Source organism: Vibrio sp. dhg (genome assembly GCF_003443775.1).
GTDB classification, from domain to species: domain Bacteria; phylum Pseudomonadota; class Gammaproteobacteria; order Enterobacterales; family Vibrionaceae; genus Vibrio; species Vibrio natriegens.
The window spans coordinates 1,586,349-1,599,045 of the sequence record NZ_CP028944.1 but is presented as its reverse complement, the minus strand read 5'-3'; the positions used below and the strand labels follow the sequence as shown (position 1 = coordinate 1,599,045).

The 12,697-nt window shown below is 45.5% G+C and carries 8 protein-coding genes and 2 pseudogenes; 5 read left to right on the top strand and 5 right to left on the bottom strand.

Annotated elements, in window-relative coordinates; translation table 11 throughout:
• Positions 1-69 precede the first annotated feature (69 nt).
• The 3 genes from DBX26_RS22835 (at position 70) to DBX26_RS22825 (ending at position 5,601) form a co-directional block, all read left to right on the top strand.
• Positions 70-3,159: a beta-galactosidase gene (locus DBX26_RS22835; RefSeq protein WP_118120996.1), complete on the top strand. Its 3,090-nt coding sequence runs from the start codon at positions 70-72 to the stop codon at positions 3,157-3,159.
• 178 nt (positions 3,160-3,337) lie between these two features.
• A complete protein-coding gene (locus DBX26_RS22830; RefSeq protein WP_118120995.1) occupies positions 3,338-4,345 on the top strand; it encodes a substrate-binding domain-containing protein in 1,008 nt (335 codons plus the stop codon).
• A 257-nt stretch (positions 4,346-4,602) separates the two neighbouring features.
• Complete coding sequence (locus DBX26_RS22825; protein WP_118120994.1) at positions 4,603-5,601, top strand: substrate-binding domain-containing protein; 999 nt, start codon at positions 4,603-4,605, stop codon at positions 5,599-5,601.
• Between the two features lie 63 nt (positions 5,602-5,664).
• Here DBX26_RS22825 and galM read toward each other — a convergent pair whose 3' ends face one another.
• The 4 genes from galM to galE form a co-directional block, all read right to left on the bottom strand.
• Positions 5,665-6,729 carry a galactose-1-epimerase gene (gene galM / locus DBX26_RS22820; protein WP_162889759.1) on the bottom strand — a complete coding sequence of 355 codons (1,065 nt, stop codon included), beginning with the start codon at positions 6,727-6,729 and terminating at the stop codon, positions 5,665-5,667.
• Between the two features lie 9 nt (positions 6,730-6,738).
• The gene (gene galK / locus DBX26_RS22815) at positions 6,739-7,899 is read right to left on the bottom strand and encodes a galactokinase (protein WP_118120993.1); all 1,161 of its coding nucleotides are present in this window, start codon (positions 7,897-7,899) and stop codon (positions 6,739-6,741) included.
• 112 nt (positions 7,900-8,011) lie between these two features.
• Entirely contained in the window at positions 8,012-9,064 is a 1,053-nt protein-coding gene (locus DBX26_RS22810; protein ID WP_118120992.1) for a UDP-glucose--hexose-1-phosphate uridylyltransferase, read from the bottom strand.
• Positions 9,065-9,119: 55 nt separating this feature from the next.
• A complete protein-coding gene (gene galE / locus DBX26_RS22805; protein WP_118120991.1) occupies positions 9,120-10,130 on the bottom strand; it encodes a UDP-glucose 4-epimerase GalE in 1,011 nt (336 codons plus the stop codon).
• 327 nt (positions 10,131-10,457) lie between these two features.
• Here galE and DBX26_RS25680 point away from each other — a divergent pair.
• Positions 10,458-10,608, top strand: a pseudogene (locus tag DBX26_RS25680) (IS5/IS1182 family transposase); the annotation flags it as partial.
• A gap of 402 nt (positions 10,609-11,010) precedes the next feature.
• Here DBX26_RS25680 and DBX26_RS22800 read toward each other — a convergent pair.
• Positions 11,011-11,541: a hypothetical protein gene (locus tag DBX26_RS22800; protein ID WP_118120990.1), complete on the bottom strand. Its 531-nt coding sequence runs from the start codon at positions 11,539-11,541 to the stop codon at positions 11,011-11,013.
• An 89-nt stretch (positions 11,542-11,630) separates the two neighbouring features.
• On the opposite strand from DBX26_RS22800, the pseudogene DBX26_RS22795 reads away from it, so the two are divergent.
• Positions 11,631-12,644 (top strand): annotated as a pseudogene (locus DBX26_RS22795) (IS110 family transposase).
• Positions 12,645-12,697 lie beyond the last annotated feature (53 nt).

Here is a 12,697-nt window from a genome sequence, read left to right as displayed (position 1 = left end):
AGATTTATTCATTACGAATTCAATTAACGTAGTGAAACAAGATTAGAAATAAAAAATTAAGTAGGAAACATGATGGCATTTTCAGATATTATTCAACGACGCGATTGGGAAAACCCACAATCAGTGAACATTCACTGCCTGAAAGCACATAGCCCGCTTTCTAGCTATCGCAATATTGACCATGCCCGTGACGATATTCATGCTCAGCGACATTCACTCAATGGTCAGTGGAAGTTTAAGCTGTTCGAAGCGCCAGAGCAGGTCGACGGAGAGTTTATTGAAGCGCACTTCAATGATACCCACTGGGATGAAATTACTGTTCCTTCAAACTGGCAGATGCAAGGTTACGACAAGCCTATTTATGCCAACGTCAAATATCCATTTGAGGTGAACCCTCCGTTTGTACCAGCAGACAACCCAACCGGATGTTACCGCACAACGATTTCTGTTACTGAAGAAGAACTTACAAATACACAACGCATCATTTTTGACGGCGTTAACTCAGCTTTCCATTTATGGTGTAACGGTAAATGGGTTGGCTACAGCCAAGATAGCCGCCTTCCAGCTGAATTCGACCTAACACCTCATCTGATCGCAGGAGAGAATGCTCTCGCAGTCATGGTGATCCGCTGGAGTGATGGCAGTTACTTAGAAGATCAGGATATGTGGTGGTTAAGCGGTATTTTCCGCGATGTGACTTTATTATCTAAACCACAACACTGTATTGAAGATGTGTTCATCACTCCGGATCTGGACGCCTGCTATCGCGATGGTTCTTTGTCTGTCGTGACCCATATTTCAGCGCCAGACACATACCAAGTTCAGGTTCAGTTATTTGATGGCGAGCAAGCCGTCACGAAACCTCGTATCGACACGCCAAATAATCGCCGGATTGACGAGCGCGGTTCATGGAATGACGTTGTGTTTCAAACCCTGCACGTTAATGATCCGCAAAAGTGGACAGCAGAAACACCAAACCTATATCGCCTTGTTGTCTCTCTACTGGACGAAAACGGCACACATCTGGAAAGCGAAGCCTATCAGGTAGGTTTCCGTAAAGTTGAGATCACCGATGGGCAACTGAAGTTAAATGGTCAACCACTGTTGATTCGCGGCGTGAACCGCCATGAACATCACCCAGAGCTCGGACATGTGATGACCGAGGAAGACATGGTTCGCGACATCTGTTTAATGAAACAGCATAACTTTAATGCGGTACGTACTTCCCACTACCCGAACCACCCTCGTTGGTACGAGTTGTGTGACCAATACGGCTTATATGTATGTGATGAAGCAAACATTGAGACTCATGGCATGCAGCCGATGAACCGTCTGTCGAGCGATCCTCAGTGGGCAAACGCCTACATGAGCCGCTACACGCAAATGGTCATGCGCGATAAGAACCACGCATCTATCATTATCTGGTCTTTGGGTAATGAATCTGGTCATGGCAGCAACCATAACGCCATGTACGCTTGGTCTAAGCACTACGACCCATCACGTCCTATCCAGTACGAAGGTGGCGGCTCAAATACTACGGCTACCGACATCATTGCGCCAATGTATGCACGTGTTAATACGGTAATCGAAGACGAAGCGGTACCTAAGTGGCCGATCAAAAAATGGATTTCATTACCAAATGAAACACGTCCTCTTATCTTGTGTGAATACGCTCATGCGATGGGCAACAGTTTAGGTAGCTTTAACGAATACTGGGATGCTTTCCGCGAGTTTCCTCGCCTACAAGGCGGCTTCATCTGGGATTGGGTAGACCAAGGCTTGAGTCAATGGGATGAAAATGGCAAGCACTTCTGGGCATACGGCGGTGACTTCGGCGATGAAATTAATGACCGCCAGTTTTGTATTAACGGGCTGATATTCCCTGATCGCACCGTGCATCCAACATTAGAAGAAGCAAAATATTGCCAGCGCATGATCACAGTATCTCTCCAAGAGCAAACAAAAGAGCGTTGTAATCTGCTAGTCAACAATGAAAACCTTTTCCGCTCCACAGATAATGAACAGCTGAACTGGTCACTATTGGAAGACGGCAAAGTGATTAAGTCTGGCTCAGCACAGCTTGATATCGAAGCCAATAGCCAAGCCCTGTTGGAAATCGAACTAAGCTTCGAACCAAAAGCAGGCGCTGTGTATCACTTAAACACGGACATTACCTTAATCAAAGAGACACCATGGTCTCCTGCGGGTCATGTTTGCGCGACAGAACAATTTTCTGTGCGTAACTACGCGGGTCTGGTGATACCTAAACTGGAACCCAAACTAATTCCGTCTTTGATTCAACAAGATAACGCAATTTTGGTGGTTAGCTTAGACGAGAAGTATCAATGGCGCTGGGATCGCCACACTGGCTTACTGGTTGATTGGCAAGTAGAAGGCAAAGCGCAGATGCTGGCAGCGCCGCAAGACAACTTCTTCCGTGCGCCGCTGGATAACGACATTGGCGTCAGTGAAGTTGACAACGTCGATCCTAACGCTTGGATATGCCGATGGGACATGGCTGGTATTGGTCAGTGGGAACGTGAATGTGTCTCCTGCCAAAGCGAGACACTTGAGCAGACCGTACAAGTGACCTCTATCTATGCCTACCACTTCAATGGAGACGTGCAGGCTATCACAACCTGGGTTCATACCCTAAACAATGATGGCAAAATGCAACTGGACGTGGAGGTTAAACTAGCGGATAACTTACCGCCTATGCCACGTATTGGTTTGGAAATGCAATTGCCACTACAAGAGCAAAATACCACGGTAACGTGGCAAGGTTTAGGTCCGTTTGAGAACTATCCGGATCGTTTAGCTGCTGCGCGATTCGGTCTTCATACTCAAACATTGGACCAAATGCACACACCTTATATTTTTCCTACCGACAGTGGCTTGCGCTGTGGTACCCGGAATTTAGAAATTAACGAGCTGATCATTTCTGGTGATTTTCAGTTTAGCGTTAGCCAATATGCACAGCACGCTTTGGCAGAAGCGAAGCACACCAATGAAATAGACAAAGAAGAACAGGTTTATCTGCGCCTGGATCATAAACATATGGGTGTAGGTGGTGATGACTCTTGGAGCCCGAGTGTACATAAGGAGTTCCAGCTTACAGACAATCACTATGCATACCGAGTATCGTTTCAGCCCGCTTAATAAGCCGATCTAGACCCTTTATCGTGTCAATCCCCAAACTCTGGTTTGGGGATTTTTTATTCAAATCACCCCGTAATCAGTACAAAACCTTTAAACACCGTCACTATTCTTATCTCACTAATTGAGTTCCTACTGCCTTCATAGTTAAATAGCTGAAATTAAAGATTCTGAGTTCCCTATGGCTACCATTAAAGACGTCGCAAAAGAAGCCGGTGTTTCGATTGCTACCGCATCACGCGTTATAAATAACGCCCCTCACACCAGTGAAGCTGCCATTGTTGCAGTGAAAGAAGCAATGGAAAAACTGGGTTATCGTCCGAATGCCAATGCTCGAGCTTTGGTCAGTAAATCTTCGAATGCGATTGGTGTGTTAGTCAACGACGTTTCCGCCCCTTTCTTTGGCACGATGGTTAAAGCCATCGATACCATCGCTAGTGAACAAGAAAAACAACTTCTCATCGGCAGTGGCTATCACGATGCGACCAAAGAGCGGAACGCAATAAACTTGCTGATTAACAGCCAATGTGAGTCTTTAGTCGTTCACAGTAAAGGGATGAGCGACTCAGAGCTCTGCAAGTTAGCAAAGGAAATTCCGGGTATGGTGTTAATCAACCGTATTGTTCCGGAGATTGCCTCTCGCTGTATTGCATTAGATAACCGTAAAGGCTCTTACATCGCTACCGAGCATTTGATTCGTAATGGTCACAGGCATATCGGCTACATTTGCTCCAGTCACGATATTGAAGATGCTCGCGACAGACGAGAAGGTTATCTGGACGCTCTGAGTGACAATGGCCTCGAAATCCGTGAAGAATATATTGAATATGGTGAACCCGATGAAACCGGTGGTGAACAAGCCATGGTGAATCTAGTGGCGAAGAACCTTCCAATCACTGCCGTCGCTACCTACAACGATTACATGGCTGCAGGCTGTATGACTCTGCTACAAGAGAATGGCATTCGCATCCCCGAAGATATGTCTGTAATTGGTTTCGATGATGGTCACATCGCGCGTTACATATATCCTCGCCTTACGACTATCCGTTACCCGATTCAGGTTATGGCAAACGAAGCTGTAAAGCTTTCGCTGAAGTTAATCAACAAGGAATCCATAGAAAGTACAGAATTTAAACTGTTTATACCAATATTAGTGAAGCGCTCTTCTGTAAGCTGCATAGAGAGCTAATATCACCGAGCAATTTCATCAATGTTGATCACTCTTTTTCGTACTTATCTCTACTTAACATGACCTCATATACCTGAAAAGTGATCAAGATTTACTTTTCACCGACACTATAATGTAAACGCTACCACAACATTAGCTATTTAAAATATAAGTGATAAAATCCAAAGCTTACAACCCAAACCTACTGGTTAATTTAAGTTGTTACATAACGGGGTTTCATACTTCCAGTTAAAATTTTTAACCACTAAAGGTTCTATATGGCAACGATTAAGGATGTGGCGAAAGAAGCACGAGTTTCGGTCGCAACCGTTTCACGTGTGTTAAACAAGTCACCTAAAGCAAGTCAATCATCAATCGATGCTGTGACCAAAGCGATGGGCAAGTTAGGCTACCGACCCAATGCAGCAGCCCGTGCACTGGTAAGCCAAAGCACTGATACGATGGGTGTGTTAGTCAGTGATGTGTCCGACCCATTCTTCGGTACACTGGTCAAATCAGTCGATAACGTCGCGCGTGAAAATGGCAAACATATCCTTATTGGTAACGGTTACCACAATCCTGAAGATGAGCGCCAAGCCCTGGAATTGCTAATCAATAGTCGTTGTGATGCAATCGTCATCCACTCCAAAGGACTGTCTGATAAAGAACTGATTGGTTACGCCAAAGAGGTAAAAAGCATGGTGCTGATCAATCGGAATATTCCCGAGTTAGCCAATCGTTGTATTTCCCTTGATAACCGCAAAGGCGCATTCTTAGCAACGGAATATTTGATTCGTCACGGGCATCGAAAAATAGCTTGTATCGCCTCAACTCAGGATATTGAAGATACAGATGAACGCCTGCAAGGTTATCTGGATGCACTAAAAGAACATGGCATTGAGCTATCAAAAAATTATATCGAGTACGGTGAGCCAAACAGTGATGGCGGTGAAGTTGCGATGACGAATCTGTTAACCAAATCTTTGGAGATGACTGGCGTTGTCGCCTACAACGACTATATGGCAGCGGGTGCGTTGTCAGCATTAGATCAAAACGGCATTGAAGTACCCAGTAAGATATCGATGGTGGGGTTTGATGATGGCTTAATTGCACGCTTTGTTCATCCTCGCCTCACCACAGTTCGCTATCCAATCGAGATGATGGCTGAACGTGCTGCTCGCTTAGCTTTAGCACTGTCACGTGATGAACAGGTTGAAGATGAAACTATTATTTTCAGCCCAACATTAGTGCGCAGAAATTCTGTTGAGCGTTGTTGATTGTCTATATCTAATTAGCTACGAATCAAAAAAGGTGGGCATAGAGCCCACCAAAAATGCTATCTAAAATTCAAACTGATACACGGTTCGATGCTGATAGCAATCCCCTGAGCTCAACGTCCCCATGTTGAGTCCCCATTCTGGTTTATTTGGTCCATCAGGAAAGTATTGCGTTTCCAATGCAAGGCCGTCATAAAGCGCGTAAGTTTTACTTGCGCCCGGCGCACCTGCTAAAAAGTTTCCTGAATAGAACTGGATGGCTGGTTTAGTGGTTTTGACCTTCATCACCACATCTTCTTTCGGTGCAATAAGAACCGCGGCAACAGACACACAATCGGTCACTTCAGGCTTGAACACAAAGGCGTGATCGTAGCCACCCGCGTTTTTCTGATCCTGCTCGCTAAGAAATGCCTGGCCAATAAGTTTTGGCTCAGTGAAATCAAAACTGGTACCAGAGACAGGTTTTTGTTCACCCGTAGGAATTAAACCCGCATCCGTTGGCAAGTAATGCTCTGCACTAAGCTGCAACGTATGGTCCAAACTTTTCGCGTTGCTCGCCTCGCCCGCCAAGTTAAAGTAAGCGTGGTTAGTTAAATTCACCGGAGAGGTTTTATCGGTATTCGCTTCATAGGCAATAACGAGTTCATTTTCATCGGTTAACGTGTATGTGACTTTGACATCGAGATTGCCAGGATAACCTTGGTCACCATCAGGCGATCGAAGCGTAAAAACAACTTGTCGATCACTTTGTTCCGCTATCTTCCAGCGGCGTTTATCGAACCCATCTAAGCCACCGTGGAGCGAGTTTTCACCATTATTAACACCAAGTTGATAATGCTCTCCATCGATCGCAAATTGACCGTTTGCAATACGGTTGGCAAAACGACCGACGATAGCACCAAAATAGGCGTCTTGCTTCATGTGTTCTGCCATACTTGGCGAGCGCAATAGCACTTCACGGTGTTCACCATCTAACGGCAACGTGCAACTCAACCAAGTCGCACCAATATCCATAAACGATGCCGTCATACCATTCGCATTAGTAAGGTGGAGCAGATTCGCCGCTTGACCGTCAAACGATGGCGTTTGCATCATCGCTTGTTCTAATTGTTCAAAATATGCTTTCATCGCCTGCCCTTACAACGCTTCAACCAGACCAGCTCCATCTTTGGCTTTGCACACATAAATCGACGCTTTTAAACCTGTCGCAGCTTGATATTTAGCTTCTACCGTCGATTTCACCTTATCCACCAATGCAGGTGGAACGAGAGAGACGATACAGCCACCGAAGCCACCGCCGGTCATGCGCACGCCTCCTTCTTCGCCAATTACCTCTTTCACTATCTCAACCAGGACGTCGATTTCTTTGACGGTAATTTCGAAATCATCACGCATTGATGCATGCGACTGAGCCATCAGTTCACTCATGCGTTTAATATCATGCGAACGGAGCGCTTTTGCCGCTTCGACTGTGCGGTCGTTTTCGGTGATCACATGACGCGCACGTTTTGCCACCATTTCATCCAACTCAGAGACTTTCTCGTTGAACAGCTCAATGGTGACATCACGCAGAGCTTTAACACCAAAGATGCGCGCCGCTTCTTCACACTGTTCACGACGAGTGTTGTATTCGCTGTCTACCAAGCCACGTTTTTTATTCGAGTTAATGATCACGACTGCCATGTCCTCAGGCATAGAAACGGCTTCTGTTTCCAGACTGCGGCAGTCCAATAACATGGCGTGGTTTTCACGGCCTTCTGCCGAAATCATTTGATCCATGATGCCGCAGTTACAACCAACAAATTCGTTCTCGGCTTGCTGACCATTTAATGCGATTTCCGCCTGGCTTATTTCCAGGTTGAAGAGCACTTTGAACGTCTGACCAATCACGACTTCCAGTGCCGCTGATGAGCTCAACCCCGCACCTTGAGGAACATTGCCGCTGACAGAGATATCAGCACCGGTAAACTGGTAGCCACGAGCCAACAGACACTTCACGACACCGCGAATGTAGTTCGCCCACATTTTGTCTTCTTGGAATGTGATTTCTTGAGTGATATCGAATTCATCAATCGCGTTGGCGTAATCAACCGATATTACGCGTACTAAGTTGTCTTCACGCTTTGCTGCCGCAACAACTGTTTGATAGTTGATTGCACATGGCAGTACAAAACCATCGTTGTAGTCGGTGTGTTCACCAATCAAGTTTACACGACCAGGCGCTTGGATAATGTGGCTTGGCGCATAGCCCAACACGTTCTCAAAAGACGCTTTCACATTTTGGATTAAATCAGACATAGGGACGTACTCTTAAAACTTAAAGTTAATGTTGGGATAACGCGCTGAGCCTAACTTTTTATCTATATCGTCGCGCTATCCCGTTGTTCGTTATCAGCCTAAATTTGAGGGCTTATTGTTCTTTGTAGTGCAAGTCACTAAGATCACGTAGACGCTGCGCAGCTTGCTCTGCGGTTAAGTCGCGTTGACTTTCGGCCAGCATTTCGTAACCCACCATAAACTTACGAACTGTCGCGCTACGTAAAAGAGGCGGGTAGAACAGTGCGTGAAGCTGCCAATGGTCGATGTCTGTGCCCTCTTCAAAGAAAGGGGCGTAGTGCCAACCCATTGAGTAAGGGAAAGAACATTGGAATAAATTGTCATAACGACTGGTCAGCTTTTTAATTGCTACCGCCAAGTCGTCACGCTGCTCATTGTTTAACTCACTCATACGGCGGATGTGTGTTTTCGGTAACAGCATGGTTTCGAATGGCCACGCCGCCCAGTAAGGGACAACCGCCAACCAATACTCGGTTTCAACGACGACACGGGAGCCATCTTTTAGCTCAGCTTGTACGTAATCCACCAGCAGATTGCTACCGTGTTCCTGGTAGTAAGCCTTTAGGTTTTGCTCTTTGCGTTCAATCTCATTTGGTAAGAAACTGTTCGCCCAGATTTGACCGTGTGGGTGAGGCTGAGAACAGCCCATGGTTTCACCCTTATTCTCAAACGCTTGAACCCAAACGTACTCTTTACCTAGCTCTTCAATTTGCTCGTTCCACGTATCAATCACGCCACGGATTTTGTCTACCGGTAGTTCAGGTAAGGTTTTGCTGTGGTCAGGAGAGAAACAAATCACTCGGCTCAAACCGCGTACACCTTGGGTTTTAAATAGTGGGTTGTCTGATTCTGGTGCATCTGGCGAATCCACCATCAGAGCAGCAAAATCGTTATTGAACACGTAAGTCCCCTGATAATCTGGGTTAACATCGCCAGAGATACGCTCATTTGTCGGACACAGGAAACATTTCTCATCGTAGCTTGGTAGCTCATCAATCGCAGCTTTCTCATCCGCCCCACTCCAAGGACGTTTTGCACGGTGTGGTGAAACTAAAATCCATTGACCCGTTAGTGGGTTGTAACGGCGGTGTGGGTGATCCACTGGGTTAAATTCAACGTTCGACATTTTACTTACTCAACTTATTCTTCTTACTAGTCCGACGCACTGCACCGGATGAAAATTAGTAACCTTGTGGGTTGTTAGATTGCCAATTCCAAGTATCGGCAGTCATTTCAGCAACGCTGCGTGTTGCTTTCCAACCAAGCTCACGCTCTGCCTTGTCTGTGCTCGCCCAACATTCGGCGATATCACCTGGACGACGCGGGCACAATTCGTAAGGCACAGGTTTACCGCAGGCGGCACCGAAAGCTTCCACCATTTCAAGTACGCTAGAACCTTTACCAGTCCCTAGATTGTATGTGTGCAAGCCCGCTTTCTGCCCCACAGCTTTCAGTGCCGCAATGTGGCCATCAGCCAGGTCCATTACATGGACGTAATCACGCACACCTGTACCGTCCGGCGTTGGGTAGTCGTTACCAAATACGGAGAGCTTTTCACGACGACCAACCGCGACTTGTGCAATAAACGGCATCAAGTTGTTTGGAATGCCTTGCGGGTCTTCGCCCATGGTGCCTGATGGATGCGCGCCAACAGGATTAAAGTAGCGCAGTAAAGTGATGCTCCAATCGCTTTCAGCATTGAACAAATCACTCAAACACGCTTCCACCATGTATTTACTACGACCGTATGGGTTAGTGGTTGCACCTGTTGGTGAGTCTTCTGTGATCGGAACGATTTCTGGATCGCCGTAGACGGTTGCAGAGGAACTGAATACGATGCTCTTCACACCCGCTTTACGCATACTACGCGCCAACACCAATGAGCCATTGACATTGTTATCGTAATATTCCAATGGCTTGACGACTGACTCACCTACCGCTTTTAGACCTGCAAAGTGAATGACCGCTTGGATATCATGCTCAGCGAATACCGAATTCAAAAACGCTTCATCACGAATATCGCCTTGATAAAAAGTTGGCTGTTTGCCAGTTAGCGCTTCAATACGGCTCAATACTTCTGTTTTGGCGTTACACAAGTTATCGACAATGATGGGCTCCATGCCCGCCTCAATCATCTGAACGCATGTGTGACTGCCGATGTAACCCATACCACCTGTGACAAGTACTCTCACTTTTGCTTCTCCGCTGTTGCTGCTTCCTGCTCGGTACCGGACCTGATGCTCACTGAGCCTGCGTTATTCACACCAAGTCGATACGCCCAATTCTTCAATGGTTAAAAGTCTATCAACCAACACCGATTCAGGTCCGTGATCAAACTCAAATTAGTGTAAACGTTACCATAAAATAAAAAGAAAAATTTTAAGTTTTTTGTAAAAAAAATGGGCACAACCAGACTAATTCACGAGAATTTAACAGTAATCACACGCAAATGACAAAATATAACTTACATAGCATCCAAAAATCGCCACGAATATTGTAATCGTTACCACTAGGGTTAACTGTCTGAAACTGCCAAGTGTCGTTTGAAGCAACTACTCGGAGCACCGCTGACTCTTCGTAGTTACAACGCACAAGTTGTGGGGACGTCACGATTAACGTGTTAAAAAACTTACAAGGCTAGGTATGCTCGAAACTCAGTATATTGTTTAAAAACAGGCTATTTAGATACCATTACTCTTAAACTAAATTCGGCAACGAAGTCAGTAGCCTATGAGGCAGCTATAATCGGCGGCCTCTTTCCACTTCTTGCGAGATCCATATTGTTTCTGGTGATCCAAGGCAATTCCTACCAGTTCCATTCAGGAACAGACCAACAACGTTTGTCGGAGGACAATAAACTTTGATCGGAAACGTGCCTTTTCAAGCGATTCGTAGACTATAAAAAGCTAAAGTTTGATCATTTTTAAGGAGCATTGCTACCAGAATCACTGTGGAAATGACAATAAAGTCTGATCAATCTCTAGCAAGCTTCTGGACAGAAGCATGTTACGAGAAATCTGGTAAGTCGCATATCTCAGATTAGAAAAAGTATCTTGAAACCTTAAACACTTGTTATGCATATTCTGCAAACAGCTTCTGAAATTTATCAAATGCCCCTTTGAAGAAAAAATAGCGATATTCGTTGTAAACCGTGCGATTTTTTTCTTCTAAATTAGGAAGTTCAACCTCAATGCCACTTGACTCAATTATCTGAAAAAACAAATTTGGTATACCATTTTTATACAGTGCACTTTTGGTACCCATAGCATGCATTTTTTCCATTACTTCTGTTACAAATTCAGTTGCTTCCTCAGAAAAAAGCTCCGTACTAGTAAGCTTGATTTTTTGTAACCTTTTAAAAGTCTTATCTAACAGATCACTATCTATATTTTCACCATCATAGTGTTTAAGAATGTGTAAAATATCAAATAGGTCTTCTAATACCTTAGCACGCTCCGCTCTACTCGATATCTGCTTCTGCTCAAGTGAAAACTTGGCTGCGAAACATGCAACTATCAATGATGCGGCAGCCACGATAAGCGTTGCCCAGTCAATTAATCTCGGTTCCGCAAGACTATTTATTGCATTAGCTATATCTGACATATTTCCTCTTTATGCATAACGAATGACATGGATTCCCCCTCCCGAGGATCGACCACACTTATGTGGTACTTATTTGCACTGGAGGCACCATGTCTGATTATTCTTATTTTGGCGGTATCGACTTAGCTAAAAATCACTTCAGTATTCATGTCGTAAACTCGCAAGGTAAAGTCATCCTGCATAAATCCGTTACCCGCTCTAAACTACTGCCTACATTAGCAAATATGCCACCTATGCGTATAGGCTTAGAAGCGTGCGGTGGAGCGCATTACTGGGCAAGGACACTTAATGGGCTTGGCCATGATGCTCGCATCATGGCGGTTAAGTATGTCGTCCCACACCGTACAAAAGGTAAAAATGACCTCAATGATGCGATTGCTATTTGCCAAGCTGTACAACATTCATCTACCCGCTTCGTACCCGTAAAATCCCCTGAGCAACAAGCCATACTGTCGGTGCACCGTATGAGAGAACATTGGGTTCGTGAACGAACTGCTTTAATGAATCGTATCCGAGCACTGCTTTCCGAATTCGGACTAATCATACCTGTTGGACGCTCATCACTGATGAAGCAAGTTCCCCTCATGCTCGAAGACGCCGAAAACGAACTACCTCATATAGCTAGGACGGTTATTGCTGACGCTTACCATCATCTTGAAGCTTTAAACCAACGTATTGCTGACACAGAACAGGTCTTCGATGCTTTTGCTAAAGTCAGTGACAATGTTCAGCGGATTATGAAGGTGAGAGGCATTGGCCCTCAAACCGCTACGGCGATACTAGCGTCGATAGGGAATGGCACTCAGTTCGACAAGAGCCGAGACTTCTCCGCTTGGCTAGGGTTAGTCCCAAAACAGTTCTCAACTGGCGGTAAACCGTAAACCAAGCACGGTGATAAATATCTACGAACTTTGCTCGTTCATGGTGCCCGAACGGTTATGGCCAACTTGGGAGATAAACAAGATAGGTTGAGTCAGTGGTGCCGCAGCATTCTTGAACGTCGGGGCATGAACCGAGCCATCGTGGCTCTGGCTGCAAAGAATGCCCGAATCATCTGGTCACTACTGCACAACCAAACGGAATACGAGAATTACGCTGCTTAAGTTAACACTAACTCAAGCAGCGTAACGAGAACACACCCACCGGGTCACTGCAG